Origin of the sequence: Klebsiella sp. 141203, assembly GCF_032601985.1 — a bacterium.
GTDB lineage: Bacteria > Pseudomonadota > Gammaproteobacteria > Enterobacterales > Enterobacteriaceae > Klebsiella > Klebsiella aerogenes.
In genome coordinates, this window is sequence record NZ_JAQIRL010000004.1 from 90,745 (window position 1) to 116,736 (window position 25,992).

Here is a 25,992-nt window from a genome sequence, read left to right on the forward strand (position 1 = left end):
TCATTGTTTCCAGTACATGGCGTTGTCGATAGCCGCCAGCAGGGCGGTGATATCGGCGTCGTAGACTTCGCCAATGTTGCCGATGCGGAAGCAATCGCTTTGCGATACTTTGCCCGGATAGATAACGAAGCCCTGATCTTTCAGCTTCTGGTAGAAGGTGTGAAAGCGATACTGCGGCGCATCCGGTGAATAAAAGGCGGTAATGATCGGCGAGTGCAGGCTATCGTCGAGCAGCGGCCGGAAGCCGAGCGCGCGCATCCCTGCCACCAGACGGCGTTGATTGTTGCGGTAGCGCTGATGGCGGGCGCTAACGCCGCCCTCCTGCGCCAGCTCTTTCAGCGCCTGGGCAAAGGCCAGCACGGTATGGGTCGGCGAGGTGAAGCGCCACTTACCGTGGTTATCTTCCATGCAGCGCCACTGGGCGTACAGATCCAGTGATAGCGAGCGCGAACGGCCTTTGCAAGCGGCCAGTTCCGCTTCGCGAGCAATCACGAAGGCAAAGCCCGGTACGCCCTGAATGCATTTGTTGGCGGAGCTTATCAGGTAATCAATATTCAGCGCGGCGATATCCAACGGAATGCCGCCAAAGCTGCTCATCGCATCGACGATATAGCGTTTATCGTACCGTTTCGCCAGTTCGGCCACCTCTTCGATCGGATTCAGCATGCCGGTGGTGGTTTCGCTATGTACCATCGCGATATGGGTGATCGCCGGGTCGTTCTGCAGGATCTGTTCGATCGCCGCCGCATCAGGGCGTGCGACTTCGCCGCAGTCGTAAGGGTGGCAGGCGATGCCCATCAGCTGCGCCATCTCAATCATACGCGCGCCATAGGCGCCATTGCTGACGATCAGCACTTTGCCCTGTCCGCCGATGACGCTGCCGAGCACCGCTTCGACCGCGTAGCTGCCGCTGCCCTGCAGCAGTACCGCTGTATAACCGTCGGCTGGGGTAGCCAGTTGCACCAGCTGCTGGCGAATGGTCTGTACCACGCCGAGATTGTAATCATCATCCCAGGTGCAGCTATCGAACAACATCGCCTCTTTTACCGTACGAGAGGTGGTTAGTGGGCCGGGGGTCAGCAGCAGGTAGTTCCGTGAAGTCATTTGTCTCACCATTTGGTCTATACCAGATTTATATTTATCATGGAGACAAAGCCGGGGCAGGGTCAAAGGAAATGTGGCGCTGCAACAAAAAATTCATCTGGCTATGTATAATGAGCGCACGAAAAGTGGCAGTGAGTAAACATGAAATCACCCTCTGGCGAGATGCCGCAATACCTGATGATTAAAGCGCAGCTGCAGGCGCGTATTCAAAACGGCGCCCTCAAAAGCGGCGACAAGCTGCCTTCCGAGCGCGAGCTGTGCGCGCTGTTCAACACGACCCGGATTACGGTGCGTGAGAGCCTGGCGCAGCTGGAGGCCAGCGGCGTGATTTACCGCGCCGACCGCCGCGGCTGGTTTGTGACGCCGGAGCGTCTATGGCTGGATCCGACGCAAAATACCAACTTCCACAAGCTGTGTCTCGAGCAGGGGCGCGAACCGAAAACGGTGCTGCTTGATGGCCGCCTGGCTGCCGTGCCGCTGGATGTGATGGCGCCGTTGGCGCTGCAGCCCTTCGATCAGGTCTATTTGCTGACCCGGCTGCGCTATGCCGACGGCCGGCCGGTGTGCTACTGCGAAAACCACTGTCTGCCCGCACGGGTGCCTGAACTGCTGCGCCACGATCTTAACGGCAGTCTGACCGAGATTTATCAAACTCAGTACGGCCTGATCTATACCAGTATGCATCTGTCGTTTTATCCCACTTCAATGCCGCCGCAGGCTGCCGAAGCATTGGGGGTGATGGAAGGGCGCCCGGCGCTGCTGCTGCGCCGGCTGAATTACGATCAGCATGGGCGTATTCTCGATTACGATATTGAATACTGGCGGCATGACAGCCTGCGGATCGAAGTCGATACCCATTGATTTTATTGGTTAAATTTTTTGATCTCCCCGGGGCGCTTGCGCGTGCCGGGGCTACGCACCTCCCCTCGTTTTAACTCTTTCGACACACTTCTTTCATCGTTTTGTCATAAACCCCCGGTAGCGTGAAGCCAAATCTGGTCTACACCAGAATAACTGACTATCCGATGAGGCTTATACGATGAAACTCTCCCGACTTGCTCTGCTGTCCCTGTTCGCGCTGACCAGCTCTCCGGTTTGGGCGGACGGCGTCGTCACGGTTTATTCCGCCGACGGCCTGCATGACGGCGATAACAGCTGGTATCAGAGCCAGTTCGCTGCCTTCACCAAAGCGACGGGCATCAAAGTGCAGTATGTGGAAGGCGGCTCCGGCGCGATTGTTGAACGTCTGGCCAAGGAGCGTACCAATCCGCAGGCTGACGTGCTGGTCACGGTGCCGCCGTTTATCCAGCGCGCCGCGAAAGAGCAATTGCTGGCAACCTTTACCCCGCAGGGTAGCGCGCAGATCCCCGGCGCTAACGACCGCTACGCGCCGCTGGTGAATAACTATCTGACCTTCATCTATAACGGCCAGTTGCTGAAAAGCGCGCCGGCCAGCTGGCAGGATCTGCTGGATAGCCGCTACAAGAACAAGTTGCAGTACTCCACGCCAGGGCAGGCGGGCGACGGTACCGCGGTGATGCTGCAGGCGTTCCATAGCCTCGGCGGTAAAGACGCCGGTTTTGCGTATCTGGGTAAGCTGCAGGCCAATAACGTTGGCCCATCGGCCTCGACCGGCAAGCTGACGGCGCTGGTCAATAAAGGCGAGCTGTACGTCGCCAACGGCGATTTGCAGATGAACCTGTCGCAGATGGCGCGTAACCCGAACGTTAAAATTTTCTGGCCGGCGGATGACAAAGGCGAGCGCAGCGCGCTGGCGCTGCCCTATACCATCGGGCTGGTGCAGAACGGACCGAACAGCGAAAACGGCAAGAAGCTGATTAATTTCCTGCTGGATAAACCAGCGCAATCCAGCGTTAGCGCGCTCTCCTGGGGCTTACCGGTACGCAGCGACGTGGCGCCGGATGACGCTAACTTTAAGGCGGCGAAAGCGGCGCTCGACGGCGTGAAGAGCTGGGAGCCGAACTGGGACGACGTTGCAGTATCGCTGTCGGCGGATATCGCCCGCTGGCATAAAGTGACCGATAGCGAGTAAGCCTGATGTTGATGAGAACCACCGTCACTCCTTCCCCGTCGCTGGCGGGGACTTCCGGGATCACCCTGGACTCGCTGCGCGTTTCATACCACGGCAACGTGGTCTTAAAACCGCTGTCATTGACCATTGAACCCGGAGAAGTATTGGCGCTGATAGGCCCTTCCGGTTCCGGGAAAACCACGGTGCTGCGGGCGATTGCCGGTTTTGTGCAACCGGCTGGCGGTCGGATCCTGATTGGCGACACGGACGTCACCCAGCTGCCGCCGTACAAACGCGGGCTGGCGATGGTGGTGCAGAACTACGCGCTGTTCCCGCATATGAAGGTGGAAGATAACGTTGCTTTCGGCCTGCGGGCGCAAAAGCAGCCCAGGGGGCTTATCACCGAGCGGGTGACTGAAGCCTTAAAAATTGTCGGTATGGCGGATTATGCCACCCGCTACCCGCATCAGCTTTCTGGCGGCCAGCAGCAGCGCGTCGCGATAGCCCGTGCGATTGCCGTGCGTCCTCGGGTGCTGTTGCTTGATGAACCGCTGTCGGCGCTGGATGCGCAAATTCGTCATAACATGGTGGAAGAGATTGCCCGCCTGCATCGCGAACTGCCGGAGCTCACCATCCTCTACGTCACCCACGATCAAACCGAAGCGCTGACCCTGGCGGACAAAATCGGCATCATGAAAGACGGTTCGCTGATCGCCCACGGTGGAACGCACGAGCTGTACCACTATCCGCCGAACCGCTTTAGCGCCGAATTCCTCGGCCGCGCCAATATCCTGCAGGCAACGGCGCTGAAAGACAGTACCGAGCCGGGGCTGGTTAGCGTGAGCTGCGGCGGCGGCCTGATTAACGCCTTCAGCCGGGGCGGCCTGCATGGCAACAACAAGCTGTTATGCATTCGCCCGCAGCACATGAGCCTGGCGCCGCGATCGGCAACCAGTAATCGCCTCAACGCCACCCTGACCTCGGTACACTGGCAGGGCGATCTGACGCATCTGCTGTGCGACGTCGCCGGCGAAGCGGTGCGGATTGTGATGACCCACGTAAACCCACTGCCGCGCCCGGGGGACAAGCTGGCGCTCTACTTTGAACCTGGCGATGCGGTTCTGATCGAGGTGCAATAATGGCGCAAACCCTCACGCTTGCGCGTCCGGCGCGAAACCTACGCCCTTACCTGTGGCTGGCGTTGCCGCTGCTGGTGCTAGCGACGCTATTTTTCTATCCGCTACTGCTGATCGCCGAACAGGCGTTACGCGACGCCAGCGGCAATCTAAGCCTCGAGACTTTCTGGCAGGTGATCGACTCTAAGCGCTTTATCAGCGCATTGTTTAATACCTTGCAGATCGCCGTTTTCGCGACGCTCGGCTGCCTGGTGCTCGGCAGCGTGCTGGCGCTGATTCTGGTGTTTATTCCGTTCCCCGGCAGCCAACTGGTGAGCCGGGTCATCGATACGTTTATCGCGCTGCCGACCTTCCTGATTACCCTCGCGTTCACCTTTATTTACGGCTCGGCGGGGCTGCTCAACGGCACCCTGATGGCGTTGTTTGCTTTTGAACTGCCGCCGGTAGACTTTCTCTATTCGATTAACGGCGTGATCCTGGCGGAGATCACCGTCTTTACGCCGCTGGTGATGCGCCCGCTAATGGCCGGACTGCGGCAGATAGATAAGAGCCAGCTGGAAGCGGCGAGTATTCTCGGCGCTCACCCGTTACGGGTGATTACCCAGGTTATCTTCCCGGCGGCGCTACCGGCGCTGATGGCAGGCGGCAGCCTTTGCCTGCTGTTGACCACTAACGAGTTCGGTATCGTGCTGTTTATTGGCGCCAAAGGGGTTAATACCCTGCCGATGATGGTCTACAGCAAGGCGATTCTGGAGTCGGATTACAGCGTGGCCTGCATGATTGCGCTGATTAATATTCTGCTGTCGCTGGGGCTGTTTATGCTCTATCGGCTGGCTGCGGCGCGCACTGGCGTAAGGAGTTAACGATGTTGATTTGGTCGCGTAAAGGCCGCGCGGCGGCGGGCGCGCTGGCGGTGACGCTTTTTGCCGGCGTTTTCCTGCTGCCGCTGGCGGTGATTTTACTCTCCAGCCTGAGTAAACAATGGAACGGCCTGCTGCCCACCGGCTTTACCTTTACCCACTTTGTTAACGCCTTTCGCGGCGCGGCGTGGGATTCGCTGTTTTCGAGCCTGATGGTGGGCTTCTGCGCCAGCCTTCTGGCGCTGCTGTGCGGGATGTGGGCGGCGCTGGCGCTGCGCCAGTATGGCGCGAAGTTACAGAAATATCTTGGCCTGGCGTTTTATCTGCCCAGCGCCATCCCCTCGGTTTCCGTCGGGCTGGGCATTCTGGTGGCGTTCAGCCAGGGGCCGCTGCAGATGAACGGCACCTTCTTTATCGTCCTGGCGGCGCACTTTGTGCTGATCTCCGCCTTTACCTTCAGCAACGTAACGACCGGGCTGGCGCGGATTTCCGCCGATATTGAAAACGTCGCCTCCAGTCTTGGCGCCTCGCCGTGGTATCGCCTGCGCCATGTTACGCTACCGCTGATGACGCCGTGGATGATTTCAGCGCTGGCGCTGAGTTTATCGCTGTCGATGGGAGAGTTAGGGGCGACGGTGATGATTTATCCGCCGGGTTGGACGACGCTGCCGGTGACCATTTTCAGCCTCACCGATCGCGGCAATATCGCTGATGGCTCGGCGCTGACCATTGTGTTGGTGGGCGTCACGCTGCTGTTGATGATGAAGCTTGAGCGCATCGCCCGCCGATTAAGCCAGAGATAGGTTGTATCCGGAGTTGTAGCCCGGCTCAGCGTAGCGCCAGCCGGGAATCGGATTGCCTCAGAACCAGGCCTCAAACATACCGCCGATGTTCAGCGAATCCAGTCGCTCGTCGCTGGTGCCGTCTACTTTCGCGGTGTGCTCGTTATTCACCTGGCCGCCGGTAACATAGAAGCGCAGCATCGGGCGGAACTCCGGCCCCATGCCGATGGCGATGTTCTGCGACAGCGTCAGCTTCCAGCCGTGGTTATCCCCGCCCTGGTCGTAGTCAACGCGCTGGTAGCCCGCTTCCAGCCAGGTCGAGTGCACATCGTTCCAGAAGTACATCGGCCGGACGATTGCACCGTAGTTTTTACGGTTGTCGGTATTGTCCTTGCCGTTGTCGTAGTCGTGGAAGGCCAGCAGATATTCGATCTGCGCCTGCTGGGTGAATTTATGGCTGCCCTCGAAGCTGGCGTAGACCGTGGTCAGGTCGTCGGTTTTGTTGTAGACGCTGTTATCCGAGTTGTCGGAGTAGCGCAGGATCACCTTATTCACCCCGCTGTCGTTGGTATGGCTCAGCACCAGCCCGCCCTGCCAGGCATCGAGGCGCGCGTCGCTGTCCACCGCTTTTGAATCAAAGCCGTAGTTGGCGTACACCTCGACGTCGATCGGCCCGGCCTTGATGTTGTGGGTTTTGGTGGTCAACGCGTAGTGGCCGTTGTCGCCGGTATCGGAGCTGCCGGTACAGGTGATGCGCGACGGGTTGGTCTCGTCGGCCATCACTTCCGGGCTACAGGATTTCACCTGCGACACCGTCGCCACGTCGAACTGCACGCCGCCGATATCGAAGTTCTTCACCCCGGCGCCCTGGCCGTCGTGGTTCATCCAGAAGTAGTCGTTGATCCCCTGTTGCGGGCGCTGGTGGAAGTCGCGGCCGGCCCAGATATAGGCGTTGGGGTTAGATTCGAGGACGTTGGTGACGCCGACGTAGGCTTTTTTCAGGTTAACCTCGTCGCTCCAGTGGTCAAACATGACGTTAATATCCCAGATAGCGCCTCTGGCGCTTTTAAACGCTTTGCTGATCTGGAATTCGCCACCGTTGCTTTCGTTACCGAGACGGCCAATAGCCGAGGCGCCGTTATAGGAGCCATCGACGCCGACATATTTCTGGTCGCCGGTCTGGAAGTGGGCGCCATAGCGGGCGTAACCGCTAAATTTCAGGCCGAATGGAATCGCCATATCCGGCGAAGCGGCGGTGGTTTGCGGGTTGGTAATAACATCGACTTTTTTATTGGCGGCGGCGTCGATTTTCGCCTGGCGGTCGGCCAGCGCTTTATCGACGGCTTTCGCGACGATGGCGTCGATCTGCTCCTGGGTAAACTCCTGCGCCAGTACGGAAATTGGGCACAGCGCGGCGATAACCGCCATGGCCAATGGCAGCTTTTTAACTGTATTCATGGTTATCTCACTTTAATAATTAATATATGCAGACAATAACCGCCCCATTCTGGTTAAAATAATAATAACCAAAATAAGCTGATTTGTTTTTTTAGGGTACAGCTACGCCGGAGAATAAATATCTTATTCCCAGTGGCGAAATTTAACGACTAATACAGATGGATTAATTTATTTGAATAAAGTAGGTCATAATATTTCCTGAGGTTATTGAGTTTATAATCAGGTCAGTTGGCGAAAATCCCTTTTCCGCATAAATTCATATTTCAGGTAAGACAATAATTACTGGCTAACGGCTCCGGCGACTGGTGCCACGCTTTTCGCCTTTTCGACTTCATTCTTTATTAATGAACGCTCATAGGCGCGCAGGAATGGCAGATAAATCACCGCCGACATCACCATGCAGATAACGCACATCACCACCGGGCTTAAGGTCCAGTTAGCCGCCCACGAGGCGCCAATCGGCGCGGGCGTCGTCCACGGCGTCAGCGACACTACCTGACTCAGCCAGCCAAGGCGGGTTGCGCCGTAAGCCAGCACCGCGTTGACCATCGGCACGCAGACGAAGGGAATAAACATCATTGGGTTCATGATGATCGGCGCGCCGAACAGAATCGGTTCGTTGATATTAAAGAAGCTCGGCACGATGCCCATTTTGCCGATAGTCCGCAGATGCGTGACCCGGCTACGCAGCAGCAGGAAGGCCAGCGGCAGGGTCGAACCGACGCCGCCAATCAGCAAATAGTGATCCCAGAAGCCCTGCAGGTAGACGTGCGGCAGCGCCGCGCCGGCCGCCAGCGCCGCCTGGTTTGCCGACAGGTTGGCCATCCAGAACGGGTTCATAATCCCGGTGACGATAAGCGAGCCGTGAATACCGGCGAACCAGAAAATCTGGCACATCAGCACCGACAGCAGAATCGCCGGCAGCGAATCGGAGGCGGAGACCAGCGGTTCCAGCAGATGCATAATCGCCTGCGGCAGGATCATGCCGGTTTGCGCTTCAATGAACAGGTTGAGCGGATGCAGAGTACCGATGACCACCAGTACCGGAATGAGGATCTCAAATGAACGGGCGACGCCGGTCGGCACCTCTTTAGGCAGGCGGATGGTCACATTGTTTTGCTTAAGCCAGGCGTAAACGCGGGTGGAGTAAATGGCAGTGATCAGCGCGGTGAAAATGCCCTGGCCGGATAAATACTGAGTAGAAATTTTGCCATCGGCATAGGGCGCGGCGACCAGCAGGAAGGCCATAAACGCCAGCAGGCCTGACATGACCGGATCGAGCTGGAACTGGCGTCCGAGGCTGGCGCCGATGCCGACTGAGATAAAAAAGGTCATCACGCCCATGCTGAGGTTAAACGGCAGCATCAGCTGTTCACGGTACTGCTGGGAAAAATCCAGCCAGCCGCGGGCAAAGCCGTTAGTGGTCTCCGGCGAGAAAGGCGGAAAGATAAATACCAGCATGAAAGAGCCGATGATCATGAACGGCAATGCGGCGGTAAAGCCATCGCGGATGGCGATTACATATTTCTGTTGCCCAAGGCGTCCTGCCAGCGGAGTAATAGACTGCTCGATCACGGCAATCATCGACTGATACAGAGAACTCATTTGAACACCTCTTAGTGCGCCGCGGCGATCAGCGACAGGGCATAATTCAGAACGTTATCTCCCCGCTGCATTCCGTAATCCATCGTATCGATAGGCTGGACGGGAATATTCAGGGGAGCGGCTTTCTCGCTAAGCATTTTCAGCATGTATTTGACCTGGGGGCCAAGCAGCACCACCTGGTATTGCGGAAACTGCATATCAAATTCGGCAACGCCATAGGCGTCAATCTGCACCGGCAGGTCGCGTTCCTTTGCGGCATCCACCATTTTCCTCACCAGCAGGCTGGTGGACATCCCGGCGGAGCAACACAGCATAATCTTGTACATCGACGGCTTTCCTCATATGTAAAAAGTTATTGCGAGGATGATTTGATATCAGACGGAAACCGGTTTCCATTTATAAAAAACAGAACTGTGAGCGCGGTCAATAACTCACCGTTAGCGGCCTTACTAATTAGATTTCGCTCACAAAATAATGTCGATTTGGCGTGGTTTTTTGCCGAAATGGAAAATCGGTTTCCAAATAAAAAAGGAAACGGCTATACTGCCGCTGGTTATAATTGAAGCGATTCAGGACACAGCGTTACAGGGGCTAAGCCGCACCTGCCAGGGGAAAAAAGATGTCGACAATCAATGATGTATCACGGTTAGCCGGGGTATCGAAAGCCACGGTTTCGCGCGTGCTGAGCGGTTCGCGCGGGGTAAAAGAGGCCAGCCGCCAGGCGGTGCTTCAGGCGGCGGAAACGCTGAACTACCGGCCCAATATGATTGCCCAATCCTTACTGAGCCAGTCGACGGGCTGTATCGGCGTGATTTGCGCGCAGGACAACATCAATCAGACCACCAGCTATCTCTACGCCCTGGAAAAACAGCTCAGCCAGCATCAGAAGCATCTACTGCTGCGCTTCGCCAATAACCGCGGCGATGTATTAAGCGCGCTGGATGAACTCACCTGTGGACTGTGCGATGACGTGCTGATCATCGGCGCGCGCTTTCCGCTGCAGATCGAGCGCCCCGATGTGGTGCTGATTGATTGTCTGGAAAGCGATGGCGAGAATAGTATTCAGTTTGATCACGCCTTCGCCGCGGAAACCGCCTGTCATTATCTGATTAATCAGGGGCGGCGGCAGATTGCGCTGATCCATCCGCAGGGGAGCGGTTTTGCCGACCAGGTGCTGCTGGGCTATAAGCATGCGCTGGAGAAGAACTTCCTGCCGTTTAATCGCAACCTGGTCTTCCTGGACTGCGCCTCGTCGTCGGTGGCGGTGCAGGAGCTGATGAATAACGCCACTACCCTGAACTTTAATGCGCTGTTGGTGAGCGATGAACTGCAGGCGCAGCGGGTAGTGCCGCAGCTGCAGGCGTTTAACCGCGCGGTGCCGGAAAAGGTGATGGTCTTCAGTCTCGCGGGTTCGCTGCAGATGCCGGGTATTCCAACCATCCCGGCGATTGAGTATTCGATGGATGCGATGGCTTCGCGGATCGTCAACTGGCTGATCGGGAAAAGCCCGCAGCCCGGCGGCAGCCTGCTGCGCGGCGACTTAATTATTCCCGAGCGATGGGGGAAATAAAAAAACCGTCGCGGCAGGCAACAATTTTCCTGATAATTCAGCCCGTTATTTCTCCGGGCAGCGAATTTTATCAATGGCGGCCAGATAGCCTTTTTGATTATTGCGCTCTTTCGCCAGCGTCGCTTCGCGAACGTAACTCTGGTTGTCTTTCGAGGCGAGGATTTTATTGGCGAAATCGGTATCGCTGAGGGTGCTCGCCGGGGCGCATTTTTCCTTCACCGCTTTCAACACCTGCTGTTTTTGCTGCTCAAACTGCAGGCTTTGCAGCGGCGATTCGGCCCACGCCGCGCTGGCGCTAAGGGCAGTAACCAGACACAACATCCAACACGCTTTCATGGCGCTTCTCCTTCACTTTTCGCTTCAGTCAACTATATGCGCAGCAGGTGAATTGCGCAAATGTTAGACATTTTTTGTTGTTTAAAATCAGACGATTGCTATTACGCCGCGCGTACCCGCCGCCGGGAATCCACCGCGATAAGAATGACCGAAGAGAGAATCAACAGCGTCCCAAGCCAGTCCGGCAGGGTAAAGGTAATACCCAACAGCAAGAGAGAGAGCAGGGCGCTGCTCAGCGGCTCGGCGCAGCTGAGGATCCCGGCTTTCGCGCCGCCAATCTGCTGGGCGCCGTTGAGATACAGGCTGAAGGTCAGCGAGGTACCGATCACCACGAGATAGAAAAACGCCAGCAGCAGACGGCCGTTCACCACAAAGTTCGCGCTTTGGCTGCCATAAAACGGCAACAGCATCGCCCCGCCAATCAGCATGCTCCAGCCGACGATCGGCAGCGTGCCGTAGCGGGCGATAAGCGTTGAGGGATAGGTGGTATAAAACGCCGCCGCGAAGGCTGAGGCGATCCCCCAGAACAGCGCCGCCGGCGAGATGGAGAGCGAGGTCGGGTTGCCGTGGGTGACCAGCAGGAAGGTGCCGGCAAGCGAGGTGCCAATCGCCAGCAGCACAAAGGGACTGGGCCGGGCCTTACGCGCCAGCGCGAACCAGGCGACGATAATCGTCGGCGATAAAAACTGTAGCACCGTGGCGGTGGCGGCGTTCGACTTCTCGATGGTCATCAGGAAGGTGTACTGCACGGTTAACGCGCCGACCAGCGAGAAAAACAGCAGGCTAAGGGCATCTTTGCGGTTTTGCATGACGCGGAAAATTTTGTCGCCGTGAACGAAGGCGAGCATCAGCAAAATCAGCCCGGCGAACAGCAGGCGGATCATGGTCAGATAAGGCGATGACATCTGACTTTGCTGCATAATGTACTGCGCGCAGACCCCGGAACTGCCCCACAGGACGGCGGCGATCAATACGTTCAACATCCCTCTTTTGCTGGAACCCATTTTTCCCTCGCGTGAAATAGCGCAAAGCAGGAATCATAGCACGGCGGCGACGCGGCGCGTGTTTTACCAGGGGTTTCGCGGAAAGCCCCTTCCTTTGAGGTCGGGGATGTAGAGCGAAGCGCCCGCCAGGGCGCTAATGAGGCCGGTTCTGATCCTCAATGTATTTCTTAATCACTTCAAGGGGCGCACCGCCCACGCTGCCAGCGAAATAAGACGGCGACCATAGAGCGTCTGACTTCCAGGCGGGTTTATGCAGGTCTGGATGATGCAATTTCATCTTGCGGCTGCTAACCCCTTTTAGGCTGTTAACTAGCTTGCTGATTGACACCTTCGGCGGGAAGTTAAGCAGCATGTGAACGTGATCCGACTCACCGTTAAACTCCACCAGTTCGCATTCAAACAGCTCGCAAACGTTGCGACAAATCCCCTCAAGCGTTTCCAGGTGCGCTTCATTAAAGACACGCCCGCGATACTTCGTTATGAAGATTAAATGACAGTGCAGCATGAAAATGCAATGTCGCCCCGTTCGATATGTTAAGTCCATAGACCAACCTTGCAAAAGTGATTTTATACGAGTAGTGTAGCTCGTTATGAGCATTCAGACCAAAACTTTATCAGTCAGAGTTAAAGACCGCCACGCCGCCGTTTTGCGGCAGATGGCCTTTGAGGTCAATCAGGTCTTTAATCTGGCAAACGAGATAACCAGCGAGGCATACAGCAACGCTGGCGTTTTTGGTGCGCAGGTTCCAAAGTGGTTAACCGCGTTTGATGTTCAGAAGATGACAACCGGCATACAGCGTGAGCGCGGCTATTCCATCGGCAGCGCTACAGTGCAGGAAGTGATCGCTCACCACGGCAAGGCGCGGAAACAGTTCAAGCGTTCCCGCCTGCGCTGGCGCGTCAGTGGCGGCGCTCGCCGTTCACTGGGCTGGGTGCCGTTCAAATCAAAGCAGGCGCAGTGGCAAAATGGCTGCGTTAAGTTCGCCGGGCACTACTTTAAAGTTTGGGATAGCTACGGTCTTGCGGGCTACAAATTCCGCGCAGGCAGTTTTTCCGAAGATAGCCGGGGGCGATGGTACTTCAATATCTGCGTAGAGGTTGCGACCGTCCATACCACGGGCGCGACCGCTGTCGGCATAGACCTCGGGTTAAAGGATACCGCCACGGTATCCGATGGCAGCAAACTGATCGCCGGTCGTTTTTATCGCGACCTGCAACCAGCATTAGGCAAGGCGCAACAGGCAGGCAAAAAAGCCCGTGTACGCGCCATCCACGCCAAAATTAAGAATCGCCGCAAAGATGCCCTGCACAAGTTCAGCACGGCGCTGGTAAACAGCCATGCGGCGATATTCGTAGGCGATGTGAGCAGCAGCAAGTTAGCCAAAACCAAAATGGCTAAAAGCGTCCTGGACGCTGGCTGGGCGATGCTCAAAACACAACTGGAATATAAAGCGATTGCGCGCTCAGTGGTGTTCGAAGTGGTCAACGAAAGGTATTCCACCCAGGCTTGTTCGTGTTGCGGGGCTATCTCCAACAACAGTCCGAAAGGTAGAGCAGGTTTGCGAATAAGAGAATGGACTTGTTGTGAGTGCGGAACCGCTCATGATCGCGACGTTAACGCCGCAAAGAACATTCTCGCGGCAGGACATTGCCGTCTAGCTGTAGGAATCCCCGTCCTTTAGGGCGGGGAGGATGTCAATGCCGACGCCACTCGCCCGGCGTCATGCCGTAGTGTTTTTTAAAGGTTTTCGCAAACGAAGCCTGTGATTGAAAACCGCAGCGTTCGGCAATCACTTCCAGCCGCGTCTGGCGATCGAGATGCAGCAGGCGAGCGGCCATCGCCATCCGCAGCTGCGACAGCCACGCCTGCGGCGTCAGATGATAGACGCGGGCAAAATGGCGGGCGAAGGTGGCGCGCGATAAAAACGCCCGCGCCGCCATGCTCTCGATAGTCCACGGCTGTTCCGGCGCGGCCAGTACCGCGAGAACGGCCGGCATCAGCCGCGCATCGCTCATCAGGCGCAGCAGGCCGCCCGGCGGCTCCTGTGCGCCGAGCAGGGTACGTAACAGCAGTACCAGCAGCGTATCGCCAAGGCTGCGCACGATAGCGCTGCCGCCGGGATGTTCCGCCAGGCTTTCGCGCACCAGCACGTTAAGCAAAATATCCAGTTCCGGGCAATCTTCGCGCTCATCGGTATGTAAATGGATCAGCGCCGACTCTTCGGCGAACAGCCAGTTGACGTGCGGGCCGAAGTAAAACTCGCCGCAGAGCATCTCCAGCGCGTCGCTTTCCACGGCGGTACGCACTTCCGTTAGCGTGCCGTTAAAGCGATGGGCGACGGGCAGTACCTGGCCCCACTCCACCAGGCTCTCCATCAGATGCGGCGAACCGTGCGGCAGCAGGATCACGTCGCCGGCGCGCATGTGGCGGGTTTGATGACCAACGGTTAGACGCCCTTCGCCGCGCAACACAAAGTGCCACGGCACCACGCCTGCGCGCATTTGATCGTGTCCGGCCTGCCAGCGGCCGCCGAAACGGCAATGCAGATTCACCTCGCAACGCGGGGCCAGCAGCGTCAACAGATGGCTCAAACTATCCATGCGACTCCTGAGACGATAAGACAAAAAAATGAGACGAAGAGCGCCAGTCTAGCACATCGCCGACCACTAAGATGTCTCCATTGCCACAGCATACCCTCAAATAACAGGAGTACACCATGAGCCGTTTAGCCGATATCCGTGAACAAGATGCCACCGGTAAAGCCGCCGATATTTTCGCCGGAATTAAAAAAGCGATGGGTAAAGTACCGAATGCCTATCTGACCATCGGCGGCCACTCGCCGGCGGCGCTGCAGCAGGCGCTGGCGCACAACGCGATGCTGCATAAAAGCAGCCTTAGCGCGCAGGAGCTGGAAGCGATTAATTTATCGGTCAGCGAAGCGACCGGCTGTGATTACTGCCTGGCCGCCCATACCCTGATGGCCAAAAAAGCGGGCTTCAGCGGCGAGCAAATCCACGCCCTGCGCCGCGGAGAGTATACGGAAGATGCGCGCCTGGACGCGCTGGTGAAATTCGCCCAAACGCTGGTGAGCACCACCGGTACACTGCCGGAAGCGGACGTCGCCGCGCTGCGTCACGCCGGTTTTAGCGACCAGCAGGTGATTGAGATCATCAGCGCCGTCAGCGCTATCCTGTTCACCAACATGGTGAACCGGGTTAACGACACGGTAGTGGACTTCCCGAAAGCCGATTAACCCGTCGTCGCGCGCCTGTTTACAGTCCCAGTTCGCTTAGCCCCGGATGATCGTCAGGGCGGCGACCCTGGGGCCAGTGGAACAGGCGCTCGCTTTCCGCGATCGGCAAATCGTTAATGCAGGCGTAGCGCGTGGCCATTAGGCCGTGCTCATCAAACTGCCAGTTTTCATTGCCGTATGAACGAAACCAGTTGCCGCTGTCGTCGCACCACTCGTAGGCGAAGCGTACGGCGATGCGATTATCCTGCCACGCCCAAAGCTCCTTAATCAGCCGGTATTGCAGCTCTTTACGCCATTTTCGCTGCAGAAACTCCACGATTTGCCCCCGTCCGTGGACAAATTCGCTGCGGTTGCGCCATTCGCTATCCACGGTATAAGCCAGCGCGACTTTTTGCGCATCGCGGCTGTTCCAGCCATCTTCGGCGGCGCGCACCTTCTGCGCGGCGCTGTCGCGGGTAAACGGCGGTAGCGGGGGACGTTGTTCGCTCATCAGGACTCTCCTTTTAGGGATAATTGTTGCTGCAGGCGCTGATTCTCCTGCTCCAGTTCATGAATACGCTCTTGCAGGCTCTGGCTGTATTCCGCGACCTGCTGTGCGCTGTAGCGCGGCGTAATGTGCTGCGGGCAGTTCCAGTCAAAAGCCTGCAGATGAAAACGAAACAGGCGTTCGATGCGGGCGCGATAGTTTGCCGGCGTCACTAACGCCAGCAGCTCAGGCTGCTCTTCCGCCGCCAGCACCTCGACGGTGGCGTAGATTTTCAGCCTGGCACGGCGCGGGTAATCCATCAAAAACAGGCAGGCCCGGTCGCTGCCGCGCAGGTTGCCGGTGGTAATGTACTGGCGATTACCGCCGAAATCGGCCATGGCCAGCGTGGTGTCATCCAGCAGGCGCAGAAAACCCGGCGGGCCGCCGCGATGCTGAATGTAGGGCCAGCCGCTTTGCGACACCGTCGCCAGATAAAAACTGTCGCGGGTAGCGATCATCCCCTCTTCGCTAGCGCCGAAGCGATCCGCCTGACGGCGGCTGTGCGGCGTTTGCCACAGCTGGTCGCTGCCCATTTCATGTTGCACATCCATGACATCCGGGGTGATAGCGATATCGAGAAAGGTTGCTGCCATAACGCCTCCTGAAGGTAGGGGGCTATCATGGACTGTGCTGTGAAAAATGATAATACTGCTTATCTGGTAATCATCTTTCCAGATAACGGGAGAATAATGGACCGATTAAGCGCTATGGCGCTGCTGGTGAAAGTCACTGAACTGGGCAGTATGTCGGCGGCGGCGCGGGCGATGAATATACCGCTAACGACCGTGAGCCGTAATATCGGCGAGCTGGAGAGCGCGCTGGGAGTCCGTTTATTGACGCGCACTACCCGTAAACTCACCCTCACCGATGCCGGCGTCGATTATGTTGCCGCCGCGCGGCGGATCCTCGAAGAGGTGGAAAACGCCGAACGCCGGGCAACGGGTGAATACCAGGAGCCGAAGGGCGAGCTGGTGATCTCCGCGCCGACGATGTTTGGTCGCCAGCACGTTCTGCCAGTCATTAGTGAATTTATCGCCCGTTATCCGCAAATTCGCGTACGTTTGTTACTTAGCGATAGTAATGCCGATCTGGTCGGCGACCATATCGATTTGGCGGTACGGATTGGCGAACTGGCTGATAGCAGCATGGTGGCGACCCGGCTCGGCGCGATGCGCATTGTCGCCTGCGCCCATCCCGCGCTGTTGGCGAAATACGGCGAACCGCAGCGGCCGCGCGATCTGGCGGCGCTGCCGATCATCCGTATTGAATCGCCGATGCCCTATCGCGGCTGGCGCTTTCGCGCCGTTGAGCGCGAGGACCAGCTCATTCATCTGCCGCCGGTGTTAGCCGTCACCACGCCGGAGAGCGCCGCCGATGCCGCGCGGCTAGGCGTTGGCGTGGCCCGCTTGCTGCACTACCAGGCGCTGGATGGCCTGCGCTGCGGGGAACTGCGTCTGCTGCTGGAAAGCGTCGAGCCGGAGCCCGCGCCGGTTCATTTGTTATATACCGCGCGGGAGCTGGCTCCGCTTAAGCTGCGGAAATTTATCGATTTTGCCGCGCCGGCGCTGCGCCAGTCCTTGCTACGCATTGCCGGGGCCGTTTAATGCGCCGCGGTTTTCAGCGGCGCCTCCTTCAATAGCCAGGAAAGGACAAACGCGACGGCCATAATGCACGCCGCCATCAGGAATGCCGCATGGATCGCCGCGCCGAAGGCGTCGAGATAATCGAGACGGATCGCCGCTGGCAAATGCTGTACCGCCACCGGATTCATGGCTGGCGGCAGCACCGCGCCCTCAGGCAGCAGTTTCTGCAGGTTATTTTGCAGCACATGGGTAAAGACCGCGCCGAACAATGCCACGCCGATGGAGCCGCCAATCGAGCGGAACAGGGTCACGCCGGAAGTGGCAACACCGTACATCTGCGCCGGCATCGCGTTCTGTACCGCCAGCACCAGTACCTGCATCACCAGCCCCAGGCCAGCGCCGAGCACGCCGGTAAACAGGTATAACTGCCACATTGGCGAATGAATGGTGATGCGTGTCAGCAGCACCATGCCGGTCACGCCGAGTAGGGTACCGATAATCGGGAAAATCCGGTATTTCCCGGTGTGGCTAATCACCCGGCCGCTGATGATGGAGGTCAGCAGCAGGCCGCCCATCAGCGGGATTAACTGTAACCCGGCCTCGGTTGGCGTCGCCTCTTTCACCACCTGCAGATAGAGCGGCAGGAAAGTGACCGAACCGAACAGCGACATGCCGATAACAAAGCCAATCAGGCTGCACAGCAGGAAGCTACGGTTGCGGAACAGCGACAGCGGAATAATCGGCTCGGCGGCAATCCGTTCTTCGTAAATAAAACCGATGATCCCCACGATGCCGAAGGCCAGAATGCACCACAGCTGCGGGTCATTCCACGCATGGACGCTGCCGCCTTCCGAGGTAAACAGGATGATGCACAACAGCGCCATGCTGAGGTAAATCGCCCCCAGCCAGTCAATCTGATGCTGGCTGCGTTTGTTGCTGCTGTGGAATACCGCGCCGATAACCAGCAGCGCGAACAGACCCAGCGGCAGGTTGATATAGAAAATCCAGCGCCACGAGGCGTGCTGTACCAGGAAACCGCCGATCAGCGGGCCGATAACCGTCGCCAGGCCGAAGACGCCGCCGAACAGCCCCTGATAGCGTCCACGGTTGGCGGGTGGGATAACGTCGGCGACCGCCGCCATGCTGATCACCATCAGGCCGCCGCCGCCGAGCCCCTGCAGCGCGCGCATCAGTACTAATTGCGTCATGTTTTGCGCAAGCCCGCAGAGCGCGGAACCGGCAAGAAACAGCACGATCGCCACCTGCAGCACGATTTTACGCCCGAAAAGATCGCCGAATTTACCGTACAGCGGCACTACGATGGTCGAGCTGAGGATATAGGCGGTGACCACCCACGAAAGTTTATCCAGCCCGCCGAGCTCGCCAACGATAGTAGGCAAGGCGGTGGAGACAATGGTCTGGTCCAGCGCCGACAGTAGCATCACCAGCAGCAGGGCGCTGAACAGCAGGCGGATTGAGGGCGCCGGTTGGTTTGCGACTTCAGATGTCATTGCATCACTCGCTTGAAATTAATTAAATGCATAATTAATATTTAGGGAAATGATGAATCGGGTCAAGGGATCGCCAGCATATGCCAGCACTAAAAGCTAATGAAGCGCCGCGCCGCCCCGGTCGGCCACGCGGTAAAAAGCCGGGAACCGCTAACCGCGAGCAGTTGATCGATATTGCCCTGGCGCTGTTTGCTCGTCACGGTGCGGCCCGCGTGTCGCTAAATGCCATTGCCAAAGAGGCCGGGGTGACGCCGGCGATGCTGAATTACTATTTTACGTCGCGGGAAGCGCTGATTGAGAATTTGCTGGAAGAGCGCTTTATGCCGCTGCGTAACGATATCAGCCGCATTTTTGTCGACCATCCGCAGGATCCGGTGACGGCGTTGACGATGATGGTTGAGACGCTGGCGGACATGGCGGAGCAAAATGCCTGGTTCGCGCCGCTGTGGATGCAGGAGATCATCGGCGAGATGCCGCTGCTGCGCCAGCACATGGATGCGCGCTTCGGCGAGGAGCGTTTTCAGGTGATGCTGGAGACGGTTCGCCGCTGGCAGCAAGAGGGGAAAATTAACCCGGCGCTGGCGCCGGAACTGCTGTTTACCACGGTGATTAGCCTGGTGCTGGTGCCGTTCTCGCGCATCCATAGCGACCCGCGTTTACAGGCGGTAACCCGGCAGACCATTGTTAGCCACGCGCTGGCGCTAATGGGCCACGGGGTCGGCGGTTAAGGCGTGATTTTGTGTTAATTCAGATGCTGATACTGCTTCTGCCTTATGGCTCTCCTGGCACAGGGATTTTCCCGGAGGCGGCGCGTTGCGCCTTGTCCGGGCTACCAAATCGCACAGTCGGGTAGCCCGGATAAGCGCAGCGCAATCCGGGGTTATCGTTACAGCGTCTTCGATAAATAGTGGCGTTGCATACCCGCGTGCGGGAAATCGGGCAGCGACATCTGCAACTGATAGCCTAATTTCTGATAAAACGGCAGCGCCTGGAAGCTAAAGGTATCGACCAGCAAATGACTGCAGCCCAACGCCTGCGCCTGCTGTTCCGCTTCCTGCATAAGCTCGCGGCCCAGGCCGTTGCCGCGTATCTCTTCGCTCACCCACAAGTATTCGATACACAGCCAGTTGCCTTTGCGTTTGGCGATAAGCCCGCCACGCATCACCGCTTGCTCATCGCGGGAGTAAATGCCCAAATCGCCAAACTGCGTCGGGTCGAGGTAGCGTGAATTGTATTCACGCAGGCCTGCCAGCAATTCTTGTTGATCGTCGGGATTAATGCTTTTTGTAATTATTAGAGCCATTAAGTTTCTCCAGTTGCACAGGCAATCGTTATATTTTCCTCTCCTGACTTTCACAAAATATTCTTATTTTCTCCATTATTTTTTGTCTTAATTTTGTCGTTCAAAGTAAGCGAAATAACCTTTCCATGACTTTCGAAAGGGCGGGCTGAGAATCCCCACAATAATAATAGTGTTAAGGAACATCTACGCTCCATTTCGATATTTTCATTGAGACGAAAATGTCGCAGCGCCCATCTTTTCCTCGCGATTTAATTCACGGGGGGACGTCTTACATCTTGAGAAAATAAAATGAAACACATCATAGCCCCCATCGCGACAGCATTATTTCTCCTGAGCGGATGCGATAATGCGCAGACAACTGCGCCGCAACAACCCACGCCGGAGGTGGGAATTGTTACGCTGCAAGCCCAGCCGGTGCCGGTGGTCAGTCAACTGACTGGCCGCACGACCGCCTCGCTCAGCGCCGAAGTGCGTCCGCAGGTCGGCGGTATCATTCAGAAGCGCCTGTTTACCGAAGGCGATATGGTGAAGGCCGGGCAGGCCCTTTACCAGATCGATCCCTCCAGTTATCGCGCCGCCTGGAACGAAGCGGCGGCCGCGTTGAAGCAGGCACAGGCGCTGGTGGTCTCTGATTGCCAGAAAGCTCAGCGCTACGCGTCGTTGGTCAGAGATAACGGCGTCTCTCGCCAGGATGCCGACGACGCTGCCTCCGCCTGCGCCCAGGACAAGGCCAGTGTGGAGTCGAAAAAAGCGGCGCTCGAGAGCGCGCGCATCAACCTGAACTGGACCACCGTCACCGCGCCGATCGCCGGGCGCATCGGCATCTCCTCGGTCACGCCGGGAGCGCTGGTCTCTGCAGACCAGGATACCGCGCTGGCGACGATCCGCGGCCTTGACACCATGTATGTCGATCTGACGCGATCCAGTGTCGATCTCCTGCGTTTACGCAGGCAGAGCCTGGCCAGCAACAGCGATACCCTCAGCGTGACGTTAACCCTTGAAGATGGCAGTACCTATCCCGAAAAAGGGCGTCTGGCGCTCACCGAAGTCGCCGTCGATGAATCCACTGGCTCGGTGACCCTGCGCGCCATCTTCCCCAACCCGCAGCACGTCCTGCTGCCGGGAATGTTTGTCCGCGCGCATATCGATGAAGGCATCATGAACGACGCGATCCTCGCGCCGCAGCAGGGTATCACCCGCGATGCCAAAGGCGACGCCACGGCGTTGGTTGTCGATGCCGACAACAACGTTGAGCAGCGTACCGTGCAAACCGGCGATACCTACGGCGATAAATGGCTGGTGCTGAGCGGTCTGAAAGCGGGCGACAAGCTGATTGTCGAAGGCACCGGTAAAGTGTCCCCCGGACAAGCGGTGAAGGCCGTTGCCGTCAAAAATAACGGAGGCAATGCCTGATGTTCTCCCGTTTCTTCGTGCGTCGCCCGGTCTTTGCCTGGGTGATCGCTATCCTTATCATGCTTGCCGGGGCGCTGGCGATCCGCACGCTGCCGGTGGGACAATATCCGGACGTCGCCCCGCCAGCGGTAAAAATATCCGCGACCTATACTGGAGCTTCCGCAGAAACCCTCGAAAACAGCGTCACCCAGGTTATCGAGCAGCAACTCACCGGGCTGGATAACTTACTTTATTTCACCTCCACCAGCAGTTCGGATGGTACGGTAAGTATTACCGTCACCTTTGAGCAGGGAACCGATCCGGATACCGCTCAGGTACAGGTGCAAAACAAAGTGCAGCAGGCGGAATCGCGTCTGCCGAGTGAAGTACAGCAATCTGGCGTAACGGTAGAAAAATCGCAAAGCAGCTTCCTGTTAATCCTCGCGGTGTATGACAAAACCAACCGCGCCACCAGTTCTGATATCTCCGACTGGCTGGTCAGCAATATGCAGGACCCGCTGGCGCGCGTGGAGGGCGTCGGCAGCCTGCAGGTATTCGGCGCCGAATACGCGATGCGCATCTGGATGGATCCGACCAAACTCGCCTCTTACTCGTTGATGCCTTCCGACGTACAGTCGGCGATTGAGGCGCAGAACGTGCAGGTCTCCGCGGGTAAAATCGGCGCGCTACCGTCGTCCAATGCCCAGCAATTGACTGCTACCGTGCGCGCGCAGTCGCGGCTGCAAACACCTGACCAGTTCAAAGCGATCATTGTAAAGAGCCAGTCAGACGGTTCAGTGGTGCGCCTGAGCGATGTCGCGCGGGTGGAGATGGGCAGCGAGGATTACACCGCCACCGCTAATCTGAACGGCCACCCCGCCGCCGGGATTGCGGTAATGATGGCGCCCGGCGCCAACGCGCTGGATACCGCGACGCTGGTGAAAAGCAAAATCGCCGAATTCCAGCGTCAGATGCCTCAGGGCTACGATATCGCCTACCCGAAAGACAGCACCGAGTTCATCAAAATCTCGGTCGAGGACGTGATCCAGACGCTGTTTGAAGCGATTATTCTCGTGGTCTGCGTAATGTATCTGTTCCTGCAGAATTTCCGCGCGACGCTCATTCCGGCGGTAGCGGTACCGGTCGTGTTACTTGGCACCTTCGGGGTGCTGGCGCTGTTCGGCTACTCCATTAATACCCTGACGCTGTTCGCCATGGTGCTGGCGATCGGCCTGCTGGTGGATGATGCCATTGTGGTGGTGGAAAACGTCGAACGTATTATGCGCGACGAAGGGCTGCCCGCCCGCGAAGCCACCGAAAAATCGATGGGCGAAATCTCCGGCGCGCTGGTGGCGATCGCCCTGGTGCTGTCGGCGGTGTTCCTGCCAATGGCCTTTTTCGGCGGTTCGACCGGGGTAATCTATCGCCAGTTCTCGGTGACGATCATCTCGGCGATGATGCTGTCGGTGGTGGTAGCGCTAACCCTCACTCCGGCGCTGTGCGGTGCGCTGCTAAGCCACTCCAAACCTCATGACAAAGGCTTCTTCGGCGCCTTTAATCGCCTGTGGGGGCGTACGGAAGATGGCTACCAGCGTCGCGTACTCGGCGGCCTACGCCGCGGCGCGGTGATGATGGGCGCTTACGCCTTGATTTGCGGGGCGATGGCGCTGGCGATGTGGAAACTGCCGGGCAGCTTCCTGCCGGTGGAGGATCAGGGCGAAATCATGGTCCAGTACACCTTGCCTGCCGGGGCGACGGCGGTGCGTACCGCCGAGGTGCGCCGTCAGGTGACCGACTGGTTCCTCACCAAAGAGAAAGCCAATACCGAGGTTATCTTCACCGTCGACGGCTTCAGTTTCAGCGGCAGCGGTCAGAATGCCGGTATGGCCTTCGTCTCATTGAAAAACTGGTCGCAGCGCAAAGGCGACGAAAATACCGCGCAAGCAATTGCGCTGCGCGCCAATAAAGAGCTGGGCGCGATCCGCGACGCCACCCTGTTCGCCATGACGCCGCCATCGGTGGACGGCCTTGGGCAAAGTAATGGCTTCACTTTCGAGCTGATGGCCAGCGGGGGTACCGATCGCGATAGCCTGATGAAGCTGCGCAGCCAACTGCTGACCGCAGCCAATCAGAGCGGCGAACTGCAATCGGTTCGCGCCAACGATTTGCCACAAATGCCACAGCTGCAGGTGGATATCGATAACAACAAAGCCGTCTCGCTGGGGCTGTCGCTCAGCGACGTGACCGATACGCTCTCCAGCGCCTGGGGCGGCACGTACGTCAACGACTTTATCGATCGCGGCCGGGTGAAAAAGGTCTACATCCAGGGCGAGAGCGACGCGCGCGCTGTGCCCTCCGATCTTGGTAAATGGTTTGTCCGCGGCAGCGATAACAGCATGACGCCGTTCACCGCGTTCGCCACCACCCATTGGGAATACGGCCCGGAAAGCCTGGTACGCTACAACGGCTCAGCCGCCTTTGAGATCCAGGGGGAAAACGCCGCGGGCTTCAGCTCAGGGGCGGCAATGGACAAAATGGAAAAACTGGCCGATAGCCTGCCGGCGGGTTCCACCTGGGCATGGAGCGGTATTTCGCTGCAGGAAAAACTGGCCAGCGGCCAGGCGATGAGCCTGTACGCCATTTCGATTCTGGTGGTGTTCCTGTGCCTGGCGGCGCTGTATGAAAGCTGGTCGGTGCCGTTCTCGGTGATCATGGTCATCCCGTTAGGCCTGCTTGGCGCGGCGCTGGCGGCCACGCTGCGCGGCTTAAGTAACGACGTCTATTTCCAGGTGGCGCTGTTGACGACCATTGGCCTGTCGTCGAAGAACGCCATTCTTATCGTTGAATTTGCTGAATCCGCGGTGGATGAGGGCTATTCGCTCTCGCGGGCGGCGATCCGCGCCGCGCAGACCCGTCTGCGCCCGATTGTCATGACCTCGCTGGCATTTATCGCCGGAGTACTGCCGCTGGCCATTGCTACCGGCGCCGGGGCCAACAGCCGCGTGGCGATCGGTACCGGGATTATCGGCGGCACCCTGACGGCGACGCTGCTGGCGGTGTTCTTCGTCCCGCTGTTCTTTGTGCTGGTGAAGCGTCTCTTTACCCGCCCACGTCCTTCTCAGGAGTAAGTTATGTTTCGTTTGAGTTTAATGTTTATCGCGCTCCTGACCGCGGGCTGCGTTTCTCTTGACCCGCACTACGAGCGCCCGGCCGCGCCGGTGCCGGCGACCCTTCCCGGCGCGCACGGCGAATCGACGGCGGTGGTCGGCGACTGGCAAAAAGTGGTCAATGATGCGCGGCTAAAAAAAGTGGTCAGCATCGCGCTTAATAGCAACCGTGATGTGCAAAAGGCATTGGCCGATATTGAAGCCGCTCGCGCCCAGTATGGCGAAACGCGCGCATCGTTGTTTCCCACCGTCGATGCCGAGCTGAGCCATACCCGCAGCAAAACGATCGCCAGCGGCTTAAGTTCTACCTCGCAGGCTGACGGCGCGGTCTCGAGCTTCGAACTGGACTTGTTCGGCAAGAACCAGAGCCTGTCGCGCGCGGCGCGAGAAAGCTGGCTTGCCAGCGAATTCACCGCGCAAAATACCCGACTGACGATGATTGCCGATTTGACCACCGCCTGGGTGACGCTGGCGACGGATAATAGCAATCTGGCGCTGGCGCAGCAGACGATGGATAGCGCGGAGAACTCGCGCAAAATCGTCGCTCGCCAGATGGCGGTGGGCACCGCCTCCGCCGGTGATTTAAGTTCGGCGGAAAGCGTCTATCAGCAGGCGCGAGCCAGCGTCGCCAGCTATCGTACGCTGGTGGCGCAGGATAAAAACGCCATTAACCTACTGGCGGGGGAAACCGTGCCGGAGAGCCTGCTGCCCGGCACGCTGGAAAGTCTGGGCGCCAACAGCATTGCACTGGTGCCGGCGGGCGTGTCTTCATCGGTACTGTTGCGCCGGCCGGATATTCAGGAGGCGGAACATAATCTCAAGAGCGCTAATGCCGATATCGGTGCGGCGCGAGCGAACTTTTTCCCGTCCATTTCGCTGACCGCCAGCGCCGGGGTCGGCAGCGACTCGCTATCGTCGCTGTTTAGCCATGGCATGCAGGTGTGGTCGTTCGCCCCGTCCATCAGCCTGCCGCTGTTCACCGGCGGCAGTAATCTGGCGCAGCTACGCTATGCGCAGGCTGAGAAAAAGGGGCTGATTGCCACCTACGAGAAATCCATTCAGAGCGCCTTTAAGGACGTTGCCGATGCGCTGGCGCGCCGGGAAACGCTGAGTGAACAGCTCGATGCCCAGCAGCAGTATGTTGCCGCCGAGCAGAAGTCGCTGGATATCGCGATGAAGAGTTACCAGGCCGGGGTTGGCGATTATCTGTCGGTGCTGACCGCCCAGCGGACGCTGTGGTCGGCGAAGGCGACGCTGCTGTCGCTGCAGCAGACCGACCTCAATAACCGCATTACGCTCTGGCAATCGCTGGGCGGCGGCGCCAGTTAATGTTCCTCTTCGGACGCGTTATAGCACCTTAATCACTCCT

At 58.0% G+C, this 25,992-nt stretch carries 25 protein-coding genes; 13 read left to right on the plus strand and 12 right to left on the minus strand.

Translation table 11 applies throughout. The features are described from left to right. The gene (phnW, locus tag PGR29_RS16910) at positions 1–1,104 is read right to left on the minus strand and encodes a 2-aminoethylphosphonate--pyruvate transaminase (protein WP_213317683.1); all 1,104 of its coding nucleotides are present in this window, start codon (positions 1,102–1,104) and stop codon (positions 1–3) included. 141 nt (positions 1,105–1,245) lie between these two features. Here phnW and phnR point away from each other — a divergent pair, with 141 nt between their 5' ends. From phnR to phnV, 5 genes are all read left to right on the plus strand, one after another. Further along, a complete protein-coding gene (gene phnR, locus PGR29_RS16915; RefSeq protein WP_213794865.1) occupies positions 1,246–1,965 on the plus strand; it encodes a phosphonate utilization transcriptional regulator PhnR in 720 nt (239 codons plus the stop codon). A gap of 178 nt (positions 1,966–2,143) precedes the next feature. Then, positions 2,144–3,157, plus strand: coding sequence for a 2-aminoethylphosphonate ABC transporter substrate-binding protein (phnS, locus tag PGR29_RS16920; RefSeq protein ID WP_315711936.1), 1,014 nt, complete (start codon positions 2,144–2,146; stop codon positions 3,155–3,157). A gap of 5 nt (positions 3,158–3,162) precedes the next feature. Next, entirely contained in the window at positions 3,163–4,275 is a 1,113-nt protein-coding gene (gene phnT / locus PGR29_RS16925; protein ID WP_316424974.1) for a 2-aminoethylphosphonate ABC transport system ATP-binding subunit PhnT, read from the plus strand. Further along, complete coding sequence (gene phnU, locus PGR29_RS16930; protein ID WP_087858896.1) at positions 4,275–5,135, plus strand: 2-aminoethylphosphonate ABC transporter permease subunit; 861 nt, start codon at positions 4,275–4,277, stop codon at positions 5,133–5,135. The genes phnT and phnU overlap by 1 nt, the downstream gene beginning before the upstream one ends. A 2-nt stretch (positions 5,136–5,137) precedes the next feature. Next, the gene (gene phnV, locus PGR29_RS16935; RefSeq protein WP_316424976.1) at positions 5,138–5,935 is read left to right on the plus strand and encodes a 2-aminoethylphosphonate ABC transport system, membrane component PhnV; all 798 of its coding nucleotides are present in this window, start codon (positions 5,138–5,140) and stop codon (positions 5,933–5,935) included. 57 nt (positions 5,936–5,992) lie between these two features. Here phnV and PGR29_RS16940 read toward each other — a convergent pair whose 3' ends face one another. The 3 genes from PGR29_RS16940 to PGR29_RS16950 all read right to left on the minus strand — a co-directional run bounded on the left by PGR29_RS16940 (position 5,993) and on the right by PGR29_RS16950 (position 9,303). Continuing rightward, positions 5,993–7,372 carry a carbohydrate porin gene (locus tag PGR29_RS16940; protein WP_316424978.1) on the minus strand — a complete coding sequence of 460 codons (1,380 nt, stop codon included), beginning with the start codon at positions 7,370–7,372 and terminating at the stop codon, positions 5,993–5,995. Between the two features lie 279 nt (positions 7,373–7,651). Continuing rightward, positions 7,652–8,977 (minus strand): PTS cellobiose transporter subunit IIC, encoded by a 1,326-nt coding sequence (locus PGR29_RS16945; RefSeq protein ID WP_015703869.1) that lies wholly within the window; start codon positions 8,975–8,977, stop codon positions 7,652–7,654. Between the two features lie 11 nt (positions 8,978–8,988). Continuing rightward, positions 8,989–9,303 carry a PTS sugar transporter subunit IIB gene (locus PGR29_RS16950; protein ID WP_015369080.1) on the minus strand — a complete coding sequence of 105 codons (315 nt, stop codon included), beginning with the start codon at positions 9,301–9,303 and terminating at the stop codon, positions 8,989–8,991. A 293-nt stretch (positions 9,304–9,596) separates the two neighbouring features. Between PGR29_RS16950 and PGR29_RS16955 the strand changes: the two genes are divergently transcribed. Continuing rightward, a complete protein-coding gene (locus PGR29_RS16955; RefSeq protein WP_020077647.1) occupies positions 9,597–10,547 on the plus strand; it encodes a LacI family DNA-binding transcriptional regulator in 951 nt (316 codons plus the stop codon). 45 nt (positions 10,548–10,592) lie between these two features. On the opposite strand, the gene PGR29_RS16960 is transcribed toward PGR29_RS16955, so the two are convergent. The 3 genes from PGR29_RS16960 to tnpA all read right to left on the minus strand — a co-directional run bounded on the left by PGR29_RS16960 (position 10,593) and on the right by tnpA (position 12,431). After that, positions 10,593–10,883 carry a YicS family protein gene (locus PGR29_RS16960; RefSeq protein WP_015369086.1) on the minus strand — a complete coding sequence of 97 codons (291 nt, stop codon included), beginning with the start codon at positions 10,881–10,883 and terminating at the stop codon, positions 10,593–10,595. A 101-nt stretch (positions 10,884–10,984) separates the two neighbouring features. Continuing rightward, positions 10,985–11,887, minus strand: coding sequence for an EamA family transporter (locus tag PGR29_RS16965; protein WP_045375196.1), 903 nt, complete (start codon positions 11,885–11,887; stop codon positions 10,985–10,987). A 133-nt stretch (positions 11,888–12,020) separates the two neighbouring features. Further along, a complete protein-coding gene (gene tnpA / locus PGR29_RS16970) occupies positions 12,021–12,431 on the minus strand; it encodes an IS200/IS605 family transposase (protein WP_316424980.1) in 411 nt (136 codons plus the stop codon). A 46-nt stretch (positions 12,432–12,477) separates the two neighbouring features. Here tnpA and PGR29_RS16975 point away from each other — a divergent pair, with 46 nt between their 5' ends. Then, positions 12,478–13,569, plus strand: coding sequence for an RNA-guided endonuclease InsQ/TnpB family protein (locus PGR29_RS16975; RefSeq protein ID WP_316424982.1), 1,092 nt, complete (start codon positions 12,478–12,480; stop codon positions 13,567–13,569). 13 nt (positions 13,570–13,582) lie between these two features. Here the strand turns inward: PGR29_RS16975 and PGR29_RS16980 are convergent, their stop codons facing one another. Further along, complete coding sequence (locus tag PGR29_RS16980; protein ID WP_316424985.1) at positions 13,583–14,488, minus strand: AraC family transcriptional regulator; 906 nt, start codon at positions 14,486–14,488, stop codon at positions 13,583–13,585. Positions 14,489–14,604: 116 nt separating this feature from the next. On the opposite strand from PGR29_RS16980, the gene PGR29_RS16985 reads away from it, so the two are divergent. Beyond that, positions 14,605–15,141, plus strand: coding sequence for a carboxymuconolactone decarboxylase family protein (locus PGR29_RS16985; protein ID WP_316424986.1), 537 nt, complete (start codon positions 14,605–14,607; stop codon positions 15,139–15,141). A 19-nt stretch (positions 15,142–15,160) separates the two neighbouring features. On the opposite strand, the gene PGR29_RS16990 is transcribed toward PGR29_RS16985, so the two are convergent. Continuing rightward, positions 15,161–15,631: a nuclear transport factor 2 family protein gene (locus PGR29_RS16990; RefSeq protein WP_316424987.1), complete on the minus strand. Its 471-nt coding sequence runs from the start codon at positions 15,629–15,631 to the stop codon at positions 15,161–15,163. Further along, positions 15,631–16,260 (minus strand): pyridoxamine 5'-phosphate oxidase family protein, encoded by a 630-nt coding sequence (locus PGR29_RS16995; RefSeq protein WP_316424988.1) that lies wholly within the window; start codon positions 16,258–16,260, stop codon positions 15,631–15,633. The genes PGR29_RS16990 and PGR29_RS16995 overlap by 1 nt, the downstream gene beginning before the upstream one ends. Before the next feature lie 39 nt (positions 16,261–16,299). Between PGR29_RS16995 and PGR29_RS17000 the strand changes: the two genes are divergently transcribed. Continuing rightward, positions 16,300–17,271, plus strand: coding sequence for a LysR substrate-binding domain-containing protein (locus PGR29_RS17000; protein WP_316424989.1), 972 nt, complete (start codon positions 16,300–16,302; stop codon positions 17,269–17,271). On the opposite strand, the gene PGR29_RS17005 is transcribed toward PGR29_RS17000, so the two are convergent. Next, entirely contained in the window at positions 17,268–18,761 is a 1,494-nt protein-coding gene (locus PGR29_RS17005) for an MDR family MFS transporter (protein ID WP_015369093.1), read from the minus strand. The genes PGR29_RS17000 and PGR29_RS17005 overlap by 4 nt on opposite strands. 80 nt (positions 18,762–18,841) lie before the next feature. Between PGR29_RS17005 and PGR29_RS17010 the strand changes: the two genes are divergently transcribed. Further along, positions 18,842–19,489, plus strand: coding sequence for a TetR/AcrR family transcriptional regulator (locus tag PGR29_RS17010; protein ID WP_316424990.1), 648 nt, complete (start codon positions 18,842–18,844; stop codon positions 19,487–19,489). 158 nt (positions 19,490–19,647) lie between these two features. Here the strand turns inward: PGR29_RS17010 and PGR29_RS17015 are convergent, their stop codons facing one another. After that, positions 19,648–20,064 carry a GNAT family N-acetyltransferase gene (locus tag PGR29_RS17015; RefSeq protein ID WP_316424992.1) on the minus strand — a complete coding sequence of 139 codons (417 nt, stop codon included), beginning with the start codon at positions 20,062–20,064 and terminating at the stop codon, positions 19,648–19,650. A 288-nt stretch (positions 20,065–20,352) separates the two neighbouring features. Between PGR29_RS17015 and eefA the strand changes: the two genes are divergently transcribed. From eefA to eefC, 3 genes are read left to right on the plus strand one after another with little or no spacing between them, the layout of a single operon-like run. Then, complete coding sequence (gene eefA / locus PGR29_RS17020; RefSeq protein ID WP_316424994.1) at positions 20,353–21,477, plus strand: multidrug efflux RND transporter periplasmic adaptor subunit EefA; 1,125 nt, start codon at positions 20,353–20,355, stop codon at positions 21,475–21,477. Further along, entirely contained in the window at positions 21,477–24,584 is a 3,108-nt protein-coding gene (gene eefB / locus PGR29_RS17025; protein WP_316424996.1) for a multidrug efflux RND transporter permease subunit EefB, read from the plus strand. Before eefA ends, eefB begins: the two co-directional genes overlap by 1 nt. 3 nt (positions 24,585–24,587) lie before the next feature. Continuing rightward, positions 24,588–25,952, plus strand: coding sequence for a multidrug efflux RND transporter outer membrane subunit EefC (gene eefC, locus PGR29_RS17030; RefSeq protein WP_113374072.1), 1,365 nt, complete (start codon positions 24,588–24,590; stop codon positions 25,950–25,952). Positions 25,953–25,992: the final 40 nt, after the last annotated feature.

Coding starts and splice junctions, on each gene's coding strand:
- phnW (WP_213317683.1), bottom strand. CDS start 1,104: ATGACTTCACGGAACTACCTGCTGCTGACCCCCGGCCCACTAACCACC.
- phnR (WP_213794865.1), top strand. CDS start 1,246: ATGAAATCACCCTCTGGCGAGATGCCGCAATACCTGATGATTAAAGCG.
- phnS (WP_315711936.1), top strand. CDS start 2,144: ATGAAACTCTCCCGACTTGCTCTGCTGTCCCTGTTCGCGCTGACCAGC.
- phnT (WP_316424974.1), top strand. CDS start 3,163: ATGTTGATGAGAACCACCGTCACTCCTTCCCCGTCGCTGGCGGGGACT.
- phnU (WP_087858896.1), top strand. CDS start 4,275: ATGGCGCAAACCCTCACGCTTGCGCGTCCGGCGCGAAACCTACGCCCT.
- phnV (WP_316424976.1), top strand. CDS start 5,138: ATGTTGATTTGGTCGCGTAAAGGCCGCGCGGCGGCGGGCGCGCTGGCG.
- PGR29_RS16940 (WP_316424978.1), bottom strand. CDS start 7,372: ATGAATACAGTTAAAAAGCTGCCATTGGCCATGGCGGTTATCGCCGCG.
- PGR29_RS16945 (WP_015703869.1), bottom strand. CDS start 8,977: ATGAGTTCTCTGTATCAGTCGATGATTGCCGTGATCGAGCAGTCTATT.
- PGR29_RS16950 (WP_015369080.1), bottom strand. CDS start 9,303: ATGTACAAGATTATGCTGTGTTGCTCCGCCGGGATGTCCACCAGCCTG.
- PGR29_RS16955 (WP_020077647.1), top strand. CDS start 9,597: ATGTCGACAATCAATGATGTATCACGGTTAGCCGGGGTATCGAAAGCC.
- PGR29_RS16960 (WP_015369086.1), bottom strand. CDS start 10,883: ATGAAAGCGTGTTGGATGTTGTGTCTGGTTACTGCCCTTAGCGCCAGC.
- PGR29_RS16965 (WP_045375196.1), bottom strand. CDS start 11,887: ATGGGTTCCAGCAAAAGAGGGATGTTGAACGTATTGATCGCCGCCGTC.
- tnpA (WP_316424980.1), bottom strand. CDS start 12,431: ATGGACTTAACATATCGAACGGGGCGACATTGCATTTTCATGCTGCAC.
- PGR29_RS16975 (WP_316424982.1), top strand. CDS start 12,478: ATGAGCATTCAGACCAAAACTTTATCAGTCAGAGTTAAAGACCGCCAC.
- PGR29_RS16980 (WP_316424985.1), bottom strand. CDS start 14,488: ATGGATAGTTTGAGCCATCTGTTGACGCTGCTGGCCCCGCGTTGCGAG.
- PGR29_RS16985 (WP_316424986.1), top strand. CDS start 14,605: ATGAGCCGTTTAGCCGATATCCGTGAACAAGATGCCACCGGTAAAGCC.
- PGR29_RS16990 (WP_316424987.1), bottom strand. CDS start 15,631: ATGAGCGAACAACGTCCCCCGCTACCGCCGTTTACCCGCGACAGCGCC.
- PGR29_RS16995 (WP_316424988.1), bottom strand. CDS start 16,260: ATGGCAGCAACCTTTCTCGATATCGCTATCACCCCGGATGTCATGGAT.
- PGR29_RS17005 (WP_015369093.1), bottom strand. CDS start 18,761: ATGACATCTGAAGTCGCAAACCAACCGGCGCCCTCAATCCGCCTGCTG.
- PGR29_RS17010 (WP_316424990.1), top strand. CDS start 18,842: ATGCCAGCACTAAAAGCTAATGAAGCGCCGCGCCGCCCCGGTCGGCCA.
- PGR29_RS17015 (WP_316424992.1), bottom strand. CDS start 20,064: ATGGCTCTAATAATTACAAAAAGCATTAATCCCGACGATCAACAAGAA.
- eefA (WP_316424994.1), top strand. CDS start 20,353: ATGAAACACATCATAGCCCCCATCGCGACAGCATTATTTCTCCTGAGC.
- eefB (WP_316424996.1), top strand. CDS start 21,477: ATGTTCTCCCGTTTCTTCGTGCGTCGCCCGGTCTTTGCCTGGGTGATC.
- eefC (WP_113374072.1), top strand. CDS start 24,588: ATGTTTCGTTTGAGTTTAATGTTTATCGCGCTCCTGACCGCGGGCTGC.